The sequence below is a fragment of the Micromonospora zhanjiangensis genome (assembly GCF_042650605.1).
Taxonomy (GTDB): Bacteria; Actinomycetota; Actinomycetes; order Mycobacteriales; family Micromonosporaceae; genus Micromonospora_J; species Micromonospora_J zhanjiangensis.
On the sequence record NZ_JBHSBN010000017.1, the window covers coordinates 56516 to 75179 of the forward strand.

Below are 18664 nucleotides of genomic sequence, written 5' to 3' on the forward strand. Positions count from 1 at the left end.
GACAGTGACACATTCAAATGTATAAAGTTTTTGTGTCCCACTCACCCCCCACTGGAGTGTGAACCGTGTCCCGTCGCCTGCTCAGTCGTGCCCTCGGCATCCTCGCTCTGGCCGCGTTCGGCGCCACCGCCGTCGGCGCCGGCCCGGCCGTCGCCGCCCCCGGCGGCAGCCTCGCGATCCGCAACGTCTGCTACACCACCAGCCAGGCCGGCCCGTACGCGGGCACCGCCGACCAGGCCGCGTCGATCTGGAACAACGCCACGGCCAACATCAACATGGCCAAGTGCGGTTCCAACGTGTCGATCCGCTACACCACCGGTGGCGGCTCGTACGCGGTCCGGTACAGCCTCGGCAACGGCTACGTCGTCATCGACACGCAGCAGGCGGCGCAGTACAGCCCGCTGCGGATCATGACGCACGAACTCGGGCACATCCTCGGCCTGCCGGACAACTACAACGGCAACTGCGCCATCCTGATGTCCGGCGGCAGCGCCGGCACCTCGTGCACCAACCCGTACCCGAGCAGCGGCGAGGCCGCCCAGGTCGACCGGAACTTCGGCTCGGCGCTCAGCGCCACGTCCTCGGCCGCCGATGGTGCCACCGTGTTCCAGGACAGCTGGCCGGCGCCCGCGGGCGCGCTGCGCTGACGTACCCGACCGGCGGCGCCTGATCGGGCGCCGACCCACCCGGCCCGGCCGGGGGCGACCGTCCACCCGCCCCCGGCCGGGCCGGCGTCGGCCGCGGATCAGAGCCTGATCGCCCGGCCCGGCCCGCCCGTCAGCGGGCCGGGGCGGGCTGGTCGAGGATCGCGCTGAACCGTTCCTCGGCCAGCTTCAACTGCTCGAAGATGTGCTGTTTCACCGGCGCCGACAGCGGGGTGTCCGGGCGGGCGACCAACTCGCGCAGGACCGGCACCAGTGGACGGTACTTCGCGGCCAGGACGGCGACCTTCGGCCCGGAGGTGTGGATGACGCCGACCCCGTTGTCGGTGAAGTCGGACACCTTGATGACCCGGGCCCACGGCTCCCGGTCGAGGCTGGCCGCCACGTGCTCCCGGTACTGCTCGTGCCGGTCCCGGTCGGGTCGCCACTCGGGGTTGGTGACCGCGCCGACCAGCCGGGCCACCCGGGCGCCGAACCGGGCCGCCAGCACCTCCAGCGCGGCGGCCTGAAGCTTGTCGGTCCGCAGGTCGCCGGCCGTGGCCACGCCGGCCAGTTCCGCCGGGTGGTCCTCCACCGCGTCGTGCAGCAGGCCGGCGACCACCACGTCGACGTCGCGTACCTGGTAGTGGTGGATCAGCCGGATCGCCACCCGCAGCAGGTGGTTGAGGTACGGTTCGCGGACCCGCCGGTCGTCGCGGTGCAGTTCGGCGGCCAGGTCCCGGGCCGCGGCGAGCCGTCGCCGGGCCGCCGCGTCGAACCGGTCGATCTCCAGTCGGAAGCGTTCCCGCAGCCCGGGCTCGCCGTGCAACTCGGTGATCGCGTGCATCGGCATGCTGCCCAGGTACGAGGGGAGATCCATGGGCAACTTTATATCGGGTCGCCGCCAGCGCCGCGTCAACGCCGGCACCCGGCGGTCCCGACCAGCTCCGTCCGCCGCGGCGGCCAGCCGGTCAGCCACCCGGGGCGGATGAGCCGCAGTCGGATCGGGTTGCGCCGGGAACGCGCCCGCGACGGAACCGGGGTGCGCGGTGGTCCCGCGAGGTGCGGCTCGCGGGAAAATGTCGTACCCCGGTCGCAACATGTGTCTATGGCTGCACCCGCGCTGTCCCGAGACGACACCCCGCCCCGGCGGTCGCTGCCGATGCGCGAGGCGCGCACCCGGCTGACCCAACTGGTCGGCCTGGCCGAGCTGACCGACACCGTCACCGTGATCACCCGCGACGGTGACCCGCGTCCGGTCGCGGCGATCGTGCCGGCCGCCGCCGCCCGGACCGCGGCGCAGGCCCGCGCCGACGCCGCCGGAGCCGAGGCCCGGTCCCGGGCCGACGCCGAGCGGATGGCGGCGGTCAGCGCCGGTTGGGCTCGCCGGCTCGACGAGGCGCACCGGCAGAGCGCCCGTCGGCACGCCGCCGAGTTGCGTACCGTCAGCGACGCCCTGGCCGAGGTCTGGGCCGAACTCGACCGGCGCGGGGTGACCCGCGCCGACCCGGCGCTGTCCCGGCTGCGCGCCGCGCACGCCGACCTGCTGCGACGGTTCGCCTGACGGTGAGCATGGCGTCCTCAGCCGCTGTGGGATGCTCGTCGCCATGACGGATCTTGGCAACCAGTCGGGGTACTGGAACTCGACCGGGACGTTGAAGACCTTCGGCCACCCGGTCGAACCGTCGTGGCTGGCAGGCATCGATCATCGGGCGCGCATCCTCGACTACGGCTGCGGTTACGGGCGGCTGGCGGGGCTGCTCGTCGAGCGGGGTTTCCAGAACGTCGAGGGGGTGGACGTCGCTCCCAACCTCATAGCCCGCGCGCGTGAGCAGCAGCCGGGTGCGCGGTTCACGGTTCTCGACCGTCCTCCTCGGTTGGACCGGGACGACGGCAGCGTCGACGTGGTGCTGCTGTTCGCGGTGTTGACGTGCATTCCCGGCGATGCCGCACAGCGGGAACTGGTGGCGGAACTGCGGCGGGTTCTCCGGCCCGGCGGACTTCTCTACGTCAGTGACCTGTGCCTGCAGGAGGACCAACGCAACAGTTCCCGGTACCAGCGGTTCGCTGCGAGGTACGGCACCTACGGTGTCTTCGAGACCGGTGACGGGGCGGTGTGCCGACACCACACCGTGGACTGGCTCGACGGCCTGGTGGCCGGTTTCGACCTCGTCGCCACCCGCGAGGTCCCCGTGGAGACCATGAACGGCCGTCCGGCCCGGGCCACCCAGCTACTGGTGGCCAAGCCGTGACCGTACCGCCGCTCCGGTCGTCCGCGGGGTGGGCCGCCGGTCCTACCGCGGCTCGGTGATCTCGGGCGTGTCCGGAGCCGGGACGGTCCGCTCGCCGAGGCGTACCACTCCCGGGCCGACCTGCAGCAGCGCCCGCCGGGCGAAGACCTGCTGGAACGTGGCGACCCGCTCGGACCGGCCTCGGCCGATGAAGCTCACCGCCCAGTGCAGCACGGTGGTGAGCCGGTTCTTGAAGCCGACCAGATAGAGCAGGTGCACCGCCAACCACAGCAGCCAGCCGATCAGACCGCTGAACCGGACCTTGCCGATGCTGGCGACCGCCGAGAACCGCGAGATGGTCGCCATGCTGCCCTTGTCGTGGTACGAGAAGGGCTGTCCGGTCTCCTTCCCCCGTAGCCGTCGCTTGATCTGGTCGGCCGCGTGCCGACCGCTCTGGATGGCGACCTGGGCGACGCCGGGCAGCCGGTTCAGCGACATCATGTCGCCGACCGCGAAGATCTCCGGATGGCCGGGCAGCGTGCAGTCGGGGTTGACCTGGATCCGGCCGGCCCGGTCGGTCTGCGCGCCGGTGGCCTCGGCCAGCCGGGCGGCCAGCGGGGGAGCGGCCACCCCGGCGGCCCAGATCTTGGTCATCGACTCGATTCGCTGATGCCCGCGAGGGGTGTCCACCTCGATGCCGGTGGCGTCCACCCCGACCACCCGGTTGCCCAACTCGACCTCGATGCCCATCTGGTGCAACCGGCGCAGCGCCCGGGTGGACAGGTGGTCGCCGAAGCTGGGCAGCACCGCGTCGAGCGCGTCGAGCAGGATCACCCGGACGCGCCGGGTGTCGATCCGCCGGTACTGCTTGGGCAGGGTGCGGTGGGCCAGTTCGGCGATCTGGCCGGCCATCTCGACCCCGGTGGGCCCGGCGCCGACCACCACGAAGGTCAACCACCGGTCGATCATCTCGGGGTCGGTCTCCAGCTCCGCCAGCTCGAACGCGCCGAAGATCCGCCCGCGCAGTTCCAACGCGTCGTCGATGCTCTTCATCCCGGGCGCGTTCTCGGCGAACTGGTCGTTACCGAAGTACGACTGGGAGGCGCCGGCCGCGACGATCAGGCTGTCGTACCCGACGGTGTAGCTGATGCCGGGAGCGGTCGCGGTGACCGTACGGGCGGTCACGTCGACGTCGGTGACGGTGCCGAGCCGGACCTCGACGTTGTCCTGGCGGCGCAGGATCTCCCGGATCGGCGGCGCGATCTCACCTTCGGAGAGGATCCCGGTGGCCACCTGGTAGAGCAGCGGCTGGAACAGGTGGTGCGCGGTGCCGTTGATCAGCGTGACGTCGACCGGCGCGTTGCGCAGCGCCTTGGTGGCGAACAGGCCGCCGAAGCCCGCGCCGACCACGACCACGCGGTGGCGGCCCTCAGCTGGTGTGTTCATCTGCTCTCCGGGTCGATGGCTGTCTCCGCTGTACGCTACGACCCGCCGGATGATCTCGCACGGTAACGGTGGAGCCGACCGGCCGACGGCCCGTCCGTCGGGTCGGCCGCTCGACCGTGGGAAACGTTGATCGACGCATGTCAAAGTTCTTGTCCTCGGCGTGACCGCACCGTGGGGCGCCGGGGAAGGCGGTCTCGCCCGGCGCCCGCTTTCGGCCTCAGAACTAGCCTCCTAGGATGCCTGAGGCGCAGTGCCACACCGCACCCGGCGACAGGACCTCGACCGGCGGGGACCGCAGCCACTAACGATCGGGGGCCGCGGGCGGGTCCACCAGGCTCAGGTAGGCACTGAGCTGGGCAGCCGCGGTGAGCATGGCGCGGCCGCGTACGGTCAGCCGCTGTTTCCAGTCGTCCAGCGCCCGGGCCAGGGCGTCGGTGCCGCCGGCCGTCCGGACCTGCCGGACCACCGCGGAGATCCGGTCCAGCGGGTAGCCGCCGCGCCGGAGCAGGTGGGCGAGTTCGGCGTCGCGCAGGTCGTCCGCGCCGAAGACGCGGTATCCGGTGCCGGGGTCCCGGACCGGAGCCAGGATGCCGGCGTCCTCCCAGTTGCGCAGGGTGGCCGGGGTGACGCCGAGCCGGTGGGCCAGTTCGCCGACGGTCCGGACGCCCGGGTCGGCCCGCCGGCGCGGGCCGGACCACCGGTCCGCGGCACGGTCGCCGGTCCCCGGGCGGGTGCTCGACCCGGCCGTGGTGGTGTCCGGCGCCGCCGTCAGGTGGTCCACCGCCTCGCGTACGGCGTCGAGGGTGTTCCGGTCCCGGAGCAGCTGTTCGTGGCTCCGGTCGATGATCAGCAGGGCCTCGTCGAGCCGGCCGGCGTGCAGCGCCTGCATGATCTGGCCGGCGGCCCGGTGTCCGTGGGCCGGCACGAGGGACAGGAAGGCCCGCAGCGCCGCCGCGTGCCGCTCGGTGTAGACCCGGTAGCCGCTGGCCGTCCGCGCGGCGGGCGGGAGGAAGCCGTCCCGCTCGTAGTTGCGGACCGCCTGGGTCGACAGGCCGTGCCCGCGTGCCAGGTCGGCCGGCCGCAGGTACCTCACGGTTTTGAGACTTTAGCGGAGTGGACTGCGCACCAGCCGGTCGGAGTCTCAACGAGGTTTTCACAGATACGATGGGGACACATGAGTCAAGACATTCGACCCTTCGTGCCTGCGGCAGTCGATCTGTTGGCCCTCGGCGAGCCGACCCACCGGGAACCGGCCTTCGCACTGATCCGTAACGAGCTGTTCGCCCAGTTGGTCGACCGGGGCTTCCGATCGATCGCCCTGGAGACCGACCGGGTGGCCGCCCTCGCCGTGGACGACTTCGTCCGGGAGGGTGTGGGAAGCCTCGACGCGGCGCTGCGGGACGGCTTCTCGCACGGCTTCGGCGACCTGGCCGGCAACCGGGAACTGGTCGCCTGGCTGCGGGAACACAACGAGAACCGTCCGCCGGAGGAACGGCTGACGTTCCACGGGTTCGACGCCTCGATGGAGACGATGAGTGCGCCGAGCCCCCGGCGGTACCTGGAACACGCCCGCGACTACCTGGGGTCGGATCTGGACATCGCCGCCCTGACCGGCGCGGACGACCGGTGGGAGCGCACCGAGGCGGTCCTGGACCCGGCCGCGTCGGTCGGTGCCACGGTCGAGGCCGACCGACTGCGCTCGATCGCCGACGACATGCTCACCACGCTCTGGTCGCGGGCGCCGGGACTGATCGGGGCGACCTCGCGGGCCGAGTGGACGCGGGCCCGGACCCATCTCGTCGCCGGTCTCGGCCTGCTGCGCTATCACCGGCAGGCGGCCCGGCACCTCGACCAGGACGCCCGGTGGTCGCTGCTGGCCGGCACCCGGGACGCGCTGATGGCCCAGCACCTGCTCGACATCCGGGACGTCGAGGCGGGTCGGGGCCCGACCCTGGTCTTCGCCCACAACCTGCACCTGCGGCGGAGCCCCAGCACGATGCGGATGGGGGACATGACGCTCGACTGGTACGGCGCCGGTGCCGTGGTGGAGTCGCTGGTGGGTGAGCGGTACGCCTTCGTGGCCGGCAGCCTGGGCCACAGCGGGGTGCTCGGGCTCGGCGCACCCGACCCGGACACCTACGAGGGGCATCTGGCCGAGCGCGTCGCCACCTGGGACCTGGTGCCGGCCACCGCCGTCGCCGCTGCCCGTACCCGTACCGACACCAGGCCGGAGCAGGGCTACTTCCCGCTGGACCGGGACACCCTCGCCGGGGCGGACGCGGTCCTGCACGTCACCACCGGCACGGCGGTGCCCTGACCCGACGTACCGGACCGGTCGGGGCCGGTGCGGGTGCCGGTGCGGTGGGGCTACCGGCCGGCCAGCCAGTCGGCGCCCCGACGCAGCGCCTCGGCCAGCGGCGGCGCGTCGGGGAACCACTTCGCCTCCCATTCCAGCGACAGCGCGCCGCCGTAGCCGACGGCACGCAGCGCGCCGAGCGCGTCGGCCAGCGGAACGATCCCGGTGCCGAGGAAGACCGGGTCCAGCGCGGTCGTCGACCGGACGTCCTTGAGCTGGACGTGGGCCAGCCACGGCCGCAGGATCGCGGCCGTGGCGGTGACCGGTTCGCCGTGCCGCCACGGGTGCAGCAGATCCCAGCCGGCCCGTACCCGGGGGTGGTCGACGGCCCGCAGGATCCGGGCCACGTCGGCGCCGCGCGGGTGCGAGTCGTGCGTCTCCAGCAGCACGGTCACGCCGGCCGGCAGGTCGGTGGCGACGGCCCACAACCGGCGGACGGCCCGTTCGTCGGCCGCCGCCCGTTCCCGGGCCAGCTCCGGCAGGTCGGTCCGGCCCGGCTCGTCGACCCGGGCCGGGTCGCCCGCCCCGGGCGGCGCCGTCAGCCGGGCCAGCTCGGTCGCGCCGGGAAAGACCCGCAGGTACGGGCAGCCGAGATCGGCGGCCAGCGCCGCGTGCGCCAGGGCGTCGGCGACACAGGTGGCGTCGTCCACCGCGTCGTCGGCGACCCGCACGTACGAGGCGACCACGAGCGGCCTGGCCCCGGCGGCATACAGGGTCTCCCGGGCCTGTCGCCGGTGGGTGGGGGTGAGGTCGACGTGGGTCGGTTCGTCGGGCGCGGCACGCAGTTCGAGGCCGGGCCAGCCGCTGGTGGCGGCCAGGGCGGCCACCTCGGGCAGCGGTAGTCCGGGGCAGCCCAGGGTGGAGAACGCCAGCGGCCGGACCGTCACGGCCCGGACCCGTCCGCGACGTGGTCGCGGTAGCCGGCGATCGCGGCGTCGAGGATGTCCCGGCCCGGGCGGGTCCAGAGCTGCTCGTGGAACACCTCCACCTCGATCGGACCGGTGTAGCCGGCCGCGTCGACGGCCGACCGGAACCGGCGCAGGTCGACGCAGCCCGCGCCGGGCAGGCCCCGGCCGAGCAGTACCCCGGCCGGCAGCGGGGTGATCCAGTCGGCGACCTGGAAACAGGCGAGGCGGTCGTCCCGGCCGGCCCGGTCGATCTGGTCCCAGACCTGGTCGTCCCACCACAGGTGGTAGGTGTCGACCACCACGCCGACCGCCGCGGCCGGGTACGGCGCGGCGAGGTCCAGGGCCTGCCCGAGGGTCGACACCACGCACCGGTCGGAGCAGAACATCGGGTGCAGCGGCTCGATAGCCAGCCGTACGCCAGCGGCCAGCGCGTGCGGCACCAGTTCGCCGATCGCGTCACCGACCTGCCGGCGGGCGCCGGCCAGGTCCCGGCTGCCGTCCGGGAGCCCGCCGGAGACCAGCACCAGGACGGGGGCGCCGAGGGTGGCCGCCTCGTCGATGGCGCGTCGGTTGTCGTCGTACCGGTCGGGGGTGGTGAAGAAGCCACCGCGGCACAGTGAGGTGACCGTGAGCCCGGCGCCGCGCACCAGGTCGGTGGTGCGGGCCAGGCCGTGCGCGGCGGTCTCCTCCCGCCACAGTCCGACGTTGCGGACGCCGGCCGCGACGCAGCCGGCGACCAGGTCCGGCATCGGCCAGTGTTTCGCGGTGGCCTGGTTGAACGAGAACCGGTTCACTGAACCACCCCCACGGTGGTGAGCCAGGCGCGGGCGCGATGCGCGGCGAGGTCGGCGTCCGGCAGCAGCCCGGCGGCGTCGGCCAGCCGGAGCAGTTCGATCAGGTGGCCGGGGGAGCGGCCGGCGTGCAGCCCGCCGACCATGGTGACGTGGTCCTGGTGGCCGGCGAGCCAGGCGAGGAAGACGATGCCGGTCTTGTAGTGGTAGGTGGGGGTGGCGAAGATGTGCCGGGCCAGCGGCACGGTCGGGGCGAGGACCTGGTCGTACCGGTCGAGGTCGCCGGCGTCGAGGGCGCGCAGCGCGGCGGCGGCGGGTGGCGCGATGGCGGCGAAGATGCCCAGCAGGGCGTCCGAGTACGACCGGCCCGGGCCGGTCCTAGGTTCGGCGTCGCCGCGGATCAGCGTCGGATAGTTGAAGTCGTCGCCGGTGTAGAGGCGGACCCCGTCGGGCAGCCGGCGGCGCAGGTCGACCTCGAACCGCTCGTCGAGCAGGGACACCTTGATGCCGTCCACCGTGGCCGCGTGGGTGTGGATCAGGTCGAGCACCGTGCCGGTGGCCGCGTCCAGGTCGGTGGAGCCCCAGTAGCCGGTCAGCGCGGGGTCGAACATGGGTCCGAGCCAGTGCAGCACGACCGGTCCGTCGGCCCGGCGCAGCAGCTCGTCGTAGACGGCGTGGTAGTCCTCGGGTCCACGGGCGGTGGCGGCCAGGTGGCGGCTGCACATCAGCACCGGGCGGGCGCCGGTGGCCTGCACCTGGTCGAGCTGTTCGGCGTAGGCGCGGCGGATCTGGTCGAGGGTGGCCGGTCCGGCGGGCAACTGGTCGGTGGCGACCCCGGCGACGATGGTGCCGCCGACGGTGTGCGCCTCCCGGGCGCTGCGGCGGATCAGCTCCATCGAGGTGGCGTGGTCCAGGCCCATGCCGCGCTGCGCGGTGTCCATCGCCTCGGCGACCCCGAAGCCGTGCCGCCACAGGTGGTGCCGGAACGCCAGGGTGGCGTCCCAGTCCAGGGTCGCGGGCGCGCCGGGCGTCGGGTCGGCGCGGGGGTCGGCGACGACGTGGGCGGCGGCGTAGCCGACCCGGGAGGTGAACGGCGCACCGGGTACGGCGTACCCGGCGCCGGTGCCGCTGAGCCGGTACGGGCCGTCCGGCAACGTGATCAGTGCGCTCACCGGCTCAGCTCCTCCAGGGTGATCCGGCGACCCTCGCGGGCCGAGCGCAGGCCCGCCTCGGCGAGTTGCACGCCGCGAGCGCCGGCCCACAGGTCCCAGCTGTACGGCGCGCCCTCGGCCACGTGTCGCAGGAACAGTTCCCACTGGGCCTTGAAGCCGTTGTCGAACTCCTCGTTGTCGGGCACGGTCTGCCAGCCGGCCCGGAAGTCGTCGGTGCTCGGCAGGTCCGGGTTCCACACCGGGCGGGGGGTGGCGGCCCGGTGTTGGATGCGGCACTCGCGCAGGCCGGCGACGGCGCTGCCCTGGGTGCCGTCGACCTGGAACTCGACCAGTTCGTCGCGGTGCACCCGGACCGCCCAGGAGGAGTTGATCTGCGCGACGATGCCGTCGTCGAGTTCGAAGATGCCGTAGGCGGCGTCGTCGGCGGTGGCCTGGTACTCGGCGCCGGTCTCGTCCCAGCGGCGGTCGATGTGGGTGGTGACGTGGGCGGTGACGGTTCGGACCCGGCCGAAGATCTGTTCCAGGACGTAGTGCCAGTGCGGGAACATGTCGGTGGTGATGCCGCCGCCGTCGGCGCTGCGGTAGTTCCACGAGGGGCGTTGGGCGGGTTGCCAGTCGCCCTCGAAGACCCAGTAGCCGAACTCGCCGCGGATGGACAGGATTCGGCCGAAGAAGCCGCTGCGGACCAGCCGGTCGAGCTTGCGCAGGCCGGGCAGGAAGAGCTTGTCCTGGACCACGCCGTGCTTGATGCCGGCCGCGTCGGCGCGGCGGGCCAGGTCGACCGCGGCGGCGAGGTCGCCGGCGAGTGGTTTCTCGGTGTAGATGTGCTTGCCGGCGTCGATCGCGGCGCGCAGTGCCTTCTCCCGCTCGCTGGTGACCTGGGCGTCGAAGTAGATCTGCACGTCGGGCCGGGCCAGGGCCGAGGCGAGGTCGGTGCTCCAGTTGGTCAGGCCGTGCCGGTCGGCGATCTCGCGGAGTTTGGTCTCGCTGCGGCCGACCAGGAACGGTTCCGGCCAGAGCCGGGTGCCGTCGCGCAGCAGCAGGCCGCCTTGCTCGCGGATGGCCAGCAGCGACCGGACCAGGTGCTGCCGGTAGCCCATCCGACCGGTGACGCCGTTGACCAGGATCCCGATGGTGCTCCGGGACATGCCGTACCTCCCCAGGTAAGCGCTTTCCTGTGCACGCTACGGACCGCACCCCGGTTGGGCAAGCACTTCTGTCCGCGCGGGACCGGCCCGACTATCCTCTTCTGCAACCGCACCACCGGTCCAACCGGTCGGTTCGGCGACCATCGATGGGGCGGGTTCGGGGGAGAGGGGCCGGGATGGCGACGTTGGCCGATGTCGCGCGCCGGGCCGGCGTCTCGTCGGCCACCGCGTCGCGGATCATCAACGGCAGCAGCAAACCGGTCGCCGGCGAGCTGCGCGAGCGGGTGCTGGCCGCCGTCGCCGAGCTGCAGTACGTCCCCAACGCGCACGCCCAGTTGCTGGCCCGGCCGCAGCGCAGCGTGATCGGCGTGATCGTGCACGACGTGTCCGACCCGTACTTCGCCGAGATCACCCGGGGCCTGCAGCGGGTGGCGACCGACCACGGCCGGCTCGTGATCATCTGCAACAGCTACCGCGACCCGGACAAGGAGGTCGAGTACGTCGAGCTGCTGCGCGCCCAGCAGGTGGCGGCGATCGTACTGGCCGGATCCGGGTACCAGGACGCGGCCGTCACCGCCGCGCTGGAGGCGAAGCTGCGGGCGTACCAGGCGGTCGGCGGCCGGGTCGCGGTGATCGGCCGGCACGAGTACGGCGGGGACGCGGTGGTGCCGGACAACGAGGCCGGCGGTCACCTGCTCGGCGCCGAGTTGTACGCGGCCGGGCACCGGCGGATCGGGGTGATCGCCGGTCCGCGCGGGCTGACCACCACCACCGACCGGCTGGCCGGTCTGCGCCGGGCCGCCCGGGAGTTCGGGCGCGCGCTGCCCGCCCGCCGGATCCGGTACGCCGACTTCGACCGGGCCGGCGGTGCCGCCGCGGCGGGTGCCCTGCTGGACGCCGAGCCGGAGCTGACCGCGCTGGTGGCGCTCAACGACGTGATGGCCGTGGGCGCCCTGGGCCTGCTGCGGTCCCGCGGCCTGTCGGTGCCCGAGCGGGTGAGCCTGGTGGGTTTCGACGACATGCCGGTGGCCTCCGACGTGACCCCGGCCCTGACCACGGTCCGGTTGCCGCTGGCCGAGATGGGGGCCCGGGCGATGACCATGGCGCTGCGCCAGTCCCGCCGGGGCGCCGCCGCGCGGGTGGAGCCGGTGGCCGCCGAACTGGTCCGCCGCGACAGCGTCGCCGCACCACCCGCCGACTGACCGCACCGCACGGCGACCGCGCCCCGCCGCGCGGTCAGATCGGCAGCCGGCCGGCCCCGGCGAGCAGTAGGACCGCGAACGGCACCAGCGGGGCCGGCAGCACCGGGCCGGCCCGCAGCGTCGGCGTCCAGCCCGCGTCGGTACCCAGGTCCGGGTCGTGCACCGCGTTGTACGCCCCGACCAGGTCCACCGGCCGCGCCGGTTCGCCGCCGGTACGCACCCAGTTGCCGGTGGTGGTGATCGCCGTACCGCCCCAGTCATAGATCAGGTCGGCCGGTTCGACGCCGGCGTCGAGGTCGAAGAAGTTGTCCTGCGCGTACAGGGCCGACTGCACGCCGACGCCGAGGGCGTACTCGAAACCCGGCCCGCCGAGCCGGTAGTAGTTGTCGTAGACGTCCACCTGGCCGAACCGGACCCGGGGCAGCCGTTGCAGGTCGCCGTCGAAGAAGTTGTGGTGCACGGTCACCTTGAGCCGGCCGACGTCCGGTCCGACCGTGTTGGACGAGCCGATCAGCATCAGCTTGTCCCGGCCCACGAACCGGTTGTAGGAGGCGGTGACCAGGCTGGCCGTGTGCGTGACGTCCAGCGACCCGTCGTGCACCTGTTGGCCACCGACCGGACCCGGGCGTCCTCCAGCGGGCCGCTCGGCGTGGTCCGTCCCCAGAGCGCGGGGTCGTAGGCGGCCAGGTAGCCGGCCGGCGTGTAGCCGGGGTCGGCGAGGTCGTCGCAGGTGAGGGTGTGCCCGTCGGCGGCGGAGAAGCCGTCGACCGTACCGTCCACGAAGATCAGCTTCGGGGTGCCGTCGGTGCGGTTGGTGGCGTTGTCCCCGCCCAACGCCCGGACCAGCTCGGCGCGGTTGGTGACCACGGCGGTCCGGGCGGCGCCGGCCGCCGCGCCGCCGGTGGTGCCGGGCCCGTCGGCGGCCCACCCGTCCAGGGCGGGCAGCGGCTGCCGGGCGAGCGCCAGTTCCCACCCGCTCGGTGACCGGCCGGCCCGGTCACCCGCCGTCGCCGGGCCGGGCGTGAGGACCAACGCCAGGGCGACCAGCGCGGCGCCGATCCGGGTCATCCGGCACCCGCCAGGGTCGCCTCGACGCCGTGCCGGTCCAGCGCGGTCAACCACTCGACCACCTCGGCCCGGACCCGCTCGTCACCGGCCAGTTCGGCGGGGAAGACCTCGGCCAGGCCGAACAGCGCGTCGGCCAGCCCGGCCGGGGTGTCCCGGCCGGCCGCCAGCGCCGCCCGAATCCGGTCGGCCAGCGGATCGTCCAGCGGCAACGCCGTACCGTCGTCGGCGGTGCCGCGGACGAACCGCATCCACGCGGCGACGACCAGCGCGGTCCACCGGGTCGACCGGCCGGCCGTCCGCAGGTCGGCGACCGTGTGCAGGATCCGCTGCGGCAGCTTCTGCGACCCGTCCCCGGCCACCTGGGTGGTGCGGTACCGGATCGCCGGGTTGCCGAACCGGGCCAGCACCTCGTCGCCGTACCCGATCACGTCGATGCCGGGCGGCGGCGCGAAGCTGACCGCGATCTCCTGCGCGATCAGCCGGCGCAGCACCGCCGGCAGGCCCGGGATCCGCAGCGCGTCGGCGACGGTCTCCCGGCCGGCCAGGGCGCCGAGGTAGGCGGTGGCCGAGTGCACGCCGTTGAGGGTGCGCAGCTTCAACCGTTCCCACGGGCCCGCGTCGTCGGTGAGCACCGCCCCGGCCCGCTCCCAGGCCGGCCGGCCGGCCGGGAAGTCGTCCTCGACCACCCACTGCCGGTACGGCTCGGCCGACACCGCCGCCAGGTCGGCCACCCCCAGCGCCAGGCGGGCCGCGTCCAGGGTGGCCGGCGTGCTGGCCGGCACGATCCGGTCCACCATCGTGCCGGGGAAGCTCACCCGCTCCCGGACCCGGTCGGCGACCGCGTCCGGCACCCGCGCCGCCGCCAGGCACTGCTCCACCAGGCCGCGCAGCCGGCGCCCGTTCGACGGCAGGTTGTCGCAGCTGACCAGGGCGAGTGGTCCGGCGTCGACGGCCGCGCGGGCGAGCAGTCCGCGCAGCAGCAGGCCGGGCACCGTGCCGGGCGGCCGGTCGCCGGCCAGGTCCGCCGCGAGGTCCGGGTCGGCCCGCAACCGGCCGTCGACCGGATCCAACTGGTACGCCTTCTCCGTCACGGTGAGGGTGACCACCCGGATCGCCGGGTCGGCGAGCAACGCCACCACCGCGGCCGGGTCGGCGGCGGCCCGGCGCACACCGGTCAGCGCGCCGACCACCCGGGTACGGCTGCCCGCCTCGGACAGGCTGGTCACGCTGAACAGACCGTCCTGCGCGGCGAGCGCCTCGACCACGTCGGCGCTGCGCGGGGCGACCCCGACGACGCCCCAGTCGCCACCGGCCGCCGCCACCGCCTCCTCGGTGTAGACCGCCTGGTGCGCCCGGTGGAACGCGCCCAGTCCGAGATGGACCATCCCGGCCGGTACGTCGCCGGGCCGCAGCAGCGGACGGCTGTCGGCCGGCACCCGGTCCAGCGTGGCCAGCGCCAGCCGGGGCGCCTCGGCGGCGCTCACCGCCACACCGGCCCGTCCGGGAAGCGGTACCGGGCCACGGACTCCGGTCGCATGGTGGTGCTGTAGCCGGGTTGGTCGGGCAGCAGGTAACGGCCGCCGCGGGTGCGGACCGGGTCGACGAAGTGCTCGTGCAGGTGGTCGACGTACTCGACCATCCGTCCGTCCAGGTCGGTGCCCACCCGCAGGTAGTCGAAGATCGCCAGGTGCTGGACGTACTCGCACAGGCCGACACCGCCGGCGTGCGGGCAGACCGGTACGCCGAACTTGGCCGCCAGCAGCAACTCGGCCAGCACCTCGTTGACCCCGCCGACCCGGCAGGCGTCGATCTGCATCACGCCGATCGCCTCGGCCTGCAGCAGCTGCTTGAAGATCACCCGGTTGGCGGCGACCTCACCGGTGGCGACCCGGACCGGCGCGACGGCGCGGGCGATCCGGGCGTGCCCGAGGATGTCGTCGGCGTGCGTCGGTTCCTCGATCCAGTACGGGTCGACCTCGGCCAGCGCGGCCATGTTGTCGATCGCCTCGTCGACGTCCCAGACCTGGTTGGCGTCCATCATCAGCAGTGCGTCCGGGCCGATCTCGGACCGGATGATCCGGGCCCGGCGCAGGTCGTCGGCGGGCCGGCCGCCGACCTTCATCTTCACCGCCCGCCACCCCTGCCGGTACGCCTGGCGGGTCAACGCGCGGACCTTGTCGTCCGGGTAGCCCAGCCAGCCGACCGAGGTGGTGTACGAGGGGAACCCGTCGGCGTCCAGCACGGCGAGCCGGTCGGCCAGCCCCGCGCGGCCCCGGTCCAGGATGTCGGTGGCCTCGGCCGGGGTCAGCGCGTCGGTGATGTGCCGGAAGTCGACGCTGGCCACCAGCTCGGCGGTGGGCAGCTCGGCCAGGAACCGCCACATCGGCTTGCCGGCGAGCTTGGCCCGCAGGTCCCACACGGCGTTCACCAGCGCGCCGGTGGCCATGTGGATGACCCCCTTCTCCGGGCCCAGCCAGCGCAGCTGGTCGTCGGCGACCAGCGACCGCCAGAATTCGACCGGCCGGTCGGCGATCTCCTCGACGGTCCGGCCGGCCACGTGGTGGGCCAGCGCTCGGATCGCGGCGCAGGTGATCTCGTTGCCCCGGCCGTTGGTGAAGGTGAACCCGGCGCCGGTCACCCCGGCGTCGGTGGTCAACTCGACGTAGCTGGCCGAGTAGTCGCCCCGGTTGATCGCGTCGGAACCGTCGCCGTCGCGGGCCGTGGGGAACCGCACGTCGTGCACCGCGACGCCGGTGATCGCGGTGCTCACGCGTCGCCCCCCGCCCGGTCCAGGCGGAACACCCGCTTGGGCAGGTGGTAGGCCAGGTCGACGACGGTCTCGGCGGCATCGTCCAGGGGCAGCCGCCCCTCGGCGACCAGCCGGGCCAGGTATCCCGCGTCGATCCGGCGGGCCACCTCGTGCCGGACCGGGATCGAGCAGAACGCCCGGGTGTCGTCGACGAAGCCGGCGGTGTTGTAGAAGCCGGCCGTCTCGGTCACCGCCTCCCGGAACCGGCGCAGCACCTCGGGCGAGTCGAGGAACCACCAGGGCGCGCCGAGGTAGACCGCCGTGTACCCGCCGGCCAGCGGGGCCAACTCCCGGGTGAACGTGTACTCGTCCAGGGTGTAGAGCACCAGTCGCAGCCGCGGGTCGTTGCCGAACGCGTCCAGCAGCGGGGCCAGCGCGTGCACGTACTCGGTGGCCTGGGCGACGTCGCCGCCGACGTCCCGGCCGTGCCGGGCGTGCAGCCGGCGGTTGTGGTTGCGCACGGCGCCCGGGTGCAGTTGCAGCACCAGGCCGTCCTCGACGGACATCCGGGCGAACTGCAGCAGCATGTGCGCCCGGAACGCCTCCGCGTCGGCGGCGTCGGCGGTGCCGCGCAGCCCGCGCTCGTACAGGTCGGCGGCCTCCCGGTCGGTCAGCGCCAGGGTCCGGGCGGTCGGATGGCCGTGGTCGGAACTGGTGGCGCCGGCCGCGACGAACGCCGCCCGCCGTTGTCGCAGCGCGGCCAGGAAACCCGGGTACGTCCCGGTGTCCTCACCGGCGACCTCGGCGAGCCGCTCGACGTTGGTCCGCCACCCGTCGAACTCCATGTCCACGACGTTGTCCGGCCGGAAGGTGGTGATCACCCGGCCGCCCGGGCCGCCCCACCCGTCGGCGGCGAGCTTGGCGTGCCGGTCCAGGTCGTCCAGGGGCGACTCGGTGGTGGCCAGCACCTCGATGTTGAACCGCTCGAACAGCGCCCGGGGCCGGAACGCGGGCTCGGCGAGCCGGTCGGCGATCTCGTCGTAGACCCGGTCGGCGGTGGCCGGGGACAGCGCGGTGTGCACCCCGAAGACGTCCCGGAAGGTCAGCTCCAGCCACAGCCGCGACGGGGTGCCCCGGAACAGGTGCCAGTGCCGCGCGAACCGGCGCCAGATCTGCCGGCCGTCGGCCTCCACCGGGCTGCCGTCGACGCTGGGCACACCCAGCTCGGCCGGCGGTACGCCCTGGCTGAACAGCATCCGGGTGAGGTAGTGGTCCGGCACGACGAGCAGCCGGGCCGGGTCGGGGAACGGCGCGTCGTCGGCCAGCACGCCGGGGTCGACGTGCCCGTGCGGCGAGATCAGCGGCCGGTCGGCCACCAGCGAGTACAGCTCCCGGGCGATGGCCCGCTGGGTGGGCTCGGCGGGCAGGAGCAGGTCGGCTCGGGAAACGTCAGGCACGGGGCGGATTCTCCTCGGGGGTGCGGCGGGGGCAGGGCGGCGTCGGCGGTGCGGCGATCGGCGGCGATCGGCGGTGATCGGGCGGCGCGGTCGGTCGGGCTCAGGACACGTCGAGCAGGTCGGCGACCCGGACCGGTCGGCCGGTCTCCATCGACCGGTTCGCGGCCAGGCCGGTGAGCAGGGCGAGGGCGCCGTCGCGGGCGGTGGCGCCGCGGCCCAGCGGGTCCCGCTCACCGCCGAACAGCACCGCGGTCATCCGGGCGTCCGCCCCGCCGTGGCCGGTGCGGCTCTGCCCGGGCACCGGGATCTGTCGGGGCGGGGCCCAGAACGGGCGCAGGGTCAGGGTGGCCGACCCGGACTCGACGGCGGCCTCGGCGCCGTGCAGGGCGGCGCCCTTGAGCGCGCCGGCCGCCGCCGGGCTGACGAAGTCGCTCTCCACCACGTCCAGCTCCAGCCGGCCGCGGCTGCCGTTGAACATCACCCGGTAGCCCTCCCACGGGGCGTACGCGGTCAGGTGGTACGTCATCGTCGCGCCGCTGGCGTAGCGGACCAGCACGGCCATGTCGTCCTCGATGGTGACGCCGGGGGCGAAGACGTTGCGGTCGCGGTGGTAGCCGTCCTCGTGCTCGGCGTCCAGGTACAGCTCCCGCAGTCGCGGGTGCCCGGCCAGCCGCAGCGCGAACGGGTCGCCGTCGGCGGCGGGGGAGGCGTGCACCCGGTCGTAGTCGCGGGCGTAGCCGTGCCGCCGGCCGGACTCGCCGTAGAAGAACAACCGGCCGTCCGCGTACACCTGGGTCGGCGCGCTGTTCAGCCACCAGTTGACCAGGTCGAAGTGGTGGCCGGCCTTGTGCACCAGCAGACCGCCGGAGTTGGCCTTCTCCCGGTGCCAGCGGCGGAAGTAGTCGGCGCCGTGCCGCACGTCGAGCAGCCACTCGAAGTGCACCGAGCCGATCTCGCCGATCTCACCGTCGGCGAGCACCCGGCGGACCGCGGCGAACAGCGGGTTGTACCGGTAGTTGAAGGCGACCGACACCTGCCGGCCGGTGTCCGCGACCGCGTCCAGGATGCGCCGGCAGCGCGGCGCGTCGACGGTCATCGGCTTCTCGGTGACCACGTCCCGGCCGCTGCGCAGGGCCGGCACGATGTACTCGTCGTGGGTGCGGTCCACCGTGGTCACCAGCACCGTGTCGACCCGTTCCCGGTCGAGCATGGCGGCGAAGTCCGCGGCCCGGTAGGTCGGCACCGGGGGCCGGCCGAGGTGGGTCAGCCAGCGGTTGTGGGCGTCCATCCGGGCCTGGTTGACGTCGGCGAAGGCGACCAGGTCGGCGCTGTCCCGATGGTCGACCACCAGCGCCCGGACGAACATCTCGGCGCGGGCGCCGGTGCCGACGACGGCGTAACGCTTCCGGCCTCCGTCGCTACCTGGCATCCGTGCCACCCCTCGTCGCTACAAACGTTTGCAGTCGAAAAAAGCACGGTCGATGCGTTGCCGTCA

The 18664-nt window shown here is 73.8% G+C and carries 18 protein-coding genes; 5 read left to right on the forward strand and 13 right to left on the reverse strand.

What is annotated here, in order from left to right; genetic code table 11:
• The first annotated feature begins 65 nt into the window (after positions 1 to 65).
• Positions 66 to 647, forward strand: coding sequence for a snapalysin family zinc-dependent metalloprotease (locus ACFOX0_RS22315; protein WP_377549234.1), 582 nt, complete (start codon positions 66 to 68; stop codon positions 645 to 647).
• Positions 648 to 777: 130 nt separating this feature from the next.
• Here the strand turns inward: ACFOX0_RS22315 and ACFOX0_RS22320 are convergent, their stop codons facing one another.
• Positions 778 to 1521: an HD domain-containing protein gene (locus tag ACFOX0_RS22320; RefSeq protein WP_377549237.1), complete on the reverse strand. Its 744-nt coding sequence runs from the start codon at positions 1519 to 1521 to the stop codon at positions 778 to 780.
• A gap of 228 nt (positions 1522 to 1749) precedes the next feature.
• On the opposite strand from ACFOX0_RS22320, the gene ACFOX0_RS22325 reads away from it, so the two are divergent.
• Together ACFOX0_RS22325 and ACFOX0_RS22330 are read left to right on the forward strand one after the other, a co-directional pair.
• Positions 1750 to 2205, forward strand: coding sequence for a type II toxin-antitoxin system Phd/YefM family antitoxin (locus ACFOX0_RS22325; protein ID WP_377549239.1), 456 nt, complete (start codon positions 1750 to 1752; stop codon positions 2203 to 2205).
• A 31-nt stretch (positions 2206 to 2236) separates the two neighbouring features.
• Positions 2237 to 2893, forward strand: coding sequence for a class I SAM-dependent methyltransferase (locus ACFOX0_RS22330; RefSeq protein WP_377549242.1), 657 nt, complete (start codon positions 2237 to 2239; stop codon positions 2891 to 2893).
• A gap of 42 nt (positions 2894 to 2935) precedes the next feature.
• Here ACFOX0_RS22330 and ACFOX0_RS22335 read toward each other — a convergent pair whose 3' ends face one another.
• Positions 2936 to 4318 carry an NAD(P)/FAD-dependent oxidoreductase gene (locus ACFOX0_RS22335; protein WP_377549244.1) on the reverse strand — a complete coding sequence of 461 codons (1383 nt, stop codon included), beginning with the start codon at positions 4316 to 4318 and terminating at the stop codon, positions 2936 to 2938.
• A 301-nt stretch (positions 4319 to 4619) separates the two neighbouring features.
• Positions 4620 to 5402, reverse strand: coding sequence for a TioE family transcriptional regulator (locus ACFOX0_RS22340; RefSeq protein WP_377549380.1), 783 nt, complete (start codon positions 5400 to 5402; stop codon positions 4620 to 4622).
• A 90-nt stretch (positions 5403 to 5492) separates the two neighbouring features.
• Between ACFOX0_RS22340 and ACFOX0_RS22345 the strand changes: the two genes are divergently transcribed.
• Positions 5493 to 6635, forward strand: coding sequence for an erythromycin esterase family protein (locus tag ACFOX0_RS22345; RefSeq protein WP_377549247.1), 1143 nt, complete (start codon positions 5493 to 5495; stop codon positions 6633 to 6635).
• A 50-nt stretch (positions 6636 to 6685) separates the two neighbouring features.
• On the opposite strand, the gene ACFOX0_RS22350 is transcribed toward ACFOX0_RS22345, so the two are convergent.
• The 4 genes from ACFOX0_RS22350 to ACFOX0_RS22365 are packed head-to-tail and all read right to left on the reverse strand — an operon-like array spanning position 6686 to position 10693.
• On the reverse strand, positions 6686 to 7561 hold the full coding sequence (locus ACFOX0_RS22350; protein WP_377549249.1) for a sugar phosphate isomerase/epimerase family protein: 876 nt from the start codon (positions 7559 to 7561) through the stop codon (positions 6686 to 6688).
• Entirely contained in the window at positions 7558 to 8376 is an 819-nt protein-coding gene (locus ACFOX0_RS22355) for a sugar phosphate isomerase/epimerase family protein (protein ID WP_377549251.1), read from the reverse strand. Before ACFOX0_RS22355 ends, ACFOX0_RS22350 begins: the two co-directional genes overlap by 4 nt.
• On the reverse strand, positions 8373 to 9545 hold the full coding sequence (locus tag ACFOX0_RS22360; protein ID WP_377549253.1) for a dihydrodipicolinate synthase family protein: 1173 nt from the start codon (positions 9543 to 9545) through the stop codon (positions 8373 to 8375). Before ACFOX0_RS22360 ends, ACFOX0_RS22355 begins: the two co-directional genes overlap by 4 nt.
• Positions 9542 to 10693, reverse strand: a complete 1152-nt coding sequence (locus ACFOX0_RS22365; RefSeq protein WP_377549255.1) for a Gfo/Idh/MocA family protein — start codon at positions 10691 to 10693, stop codon at positions 9542 to 9544. The genes ACFOX0_RS22360 and ACFOX0_RS22365 overlap by 4 nt, the downstream gene beginning before the upstream one ends.
• Before the next feature lie 176 nt (positions 10694 to 10869).
• On the opposite strand from ACFOX0_RS22365, the gene ACFOX0_RS22370 reads away from it, so the two are divergent.
• Positions 10870 to 11895, forward strand: coding sequence for a LacI family DNA-binding transcriptional regulator (locus tag ACFOX0_RS22370; protein ID WP_377549257.1), 1026 nt, complete (start codon positions 10870 to 10872; stop codon positions 11893 to 11895).
• 34 nt (positions 11896 to 11929) lie between these two features.
• Here ACFOX0_RS22370 and ACFOX0_RS22375 read toward each other — a convergent pair whose 3' ends face one another.
• The 6 genes from ACFOX0_RS22375 to ACFOX0_RS22400 form a co-directional block, all read right to left on the reverse strand.
• Positions 11930 to 12496 (reverse strand): pectate lyase family protein, encoded by a 567-nt coding sequence (locus ACFOX0_RS22375; protein WP_377549259.1) that lies wholly within the window; start codon positions 12494 to 12496, stop codon positions 11930 to 11932.
• On the reverse strand, positions 12412 to 12963 hold the full coding sequence (locus ACFOX0_RS22380; protein WP_377549260.1) for a hypothetical protein: 552 nt from the start codon (positions 12961 to 12963) through the stop codon (positions 12412 to 12414). The genes ACFOX0_RS22375 and ACFOX0_RS22380 overlap by 85 nt, the downstream gene beginning before the upstream one ends.
• Positions 12960 to 14453 carry a mannitol dehydrogenase family protein gene (locus ACFOX0_RS22385; protein WP_377549262.1) on the reverse strand — a complete coding sequence of 498 codons (1494 nt, stop codon included), beginning with the start codon at positions 14451 to 14453 and terminating at the stop codon, positions 12960 to 12962. Before ACFOX0_RS22385 ends, ACFOX0_RS22380 begins: the two co-directional genes overlap by 4 nt.
• Positions 14444 to 15733 carry an enolase C-terminal domain-like protein gene (locus tag ACFOX0_RS22390; protein ID WP_377549264.1) on the reverse strand — a complete coding sequence of 430 codons (1290 nt, stop codon included), beginning with the start codon at positions 15731 to 15733 and terminating at the stop codon, positions 14444 to 14446. The genes ACFOX0_RS22385 and ACFOX0_RS22390 overlap by 10 nt, the downstream gene beginning before the upstream one ends.
• Positions 15730 to 17169 carry a glucuronate isomerase gene (gene uxaC, locus ACFOX0_RS22395; protein WP_377549266.1) on the reverse strand — a complete coding sequence of 480 codons (1440 nt, stop codon included), beginning with the start codon at positions 17167 to 17169 and terminating at the stop codon, positions 15730 to 15732. Before uxaC ends, ACFOX0_RS22390 begins: the two co-directional genes overlap by 4 nt.
• A 100-nt stretch (positions 17170 to 17269) precedes the next feature.
• Positions 17270 to 18598, reverse strand: a complete 1329-nt coding sequence (locus ACFOX0_RS22400) for a Gfo/Idh/MocA family protein (RefSeq protein WP_377549268.1) — start codon at positions 18596 to 18598, stop codon at positions 17270 to 17272.
• Positions 18599 to 18664: the final 66 nt, after the last annotated feature.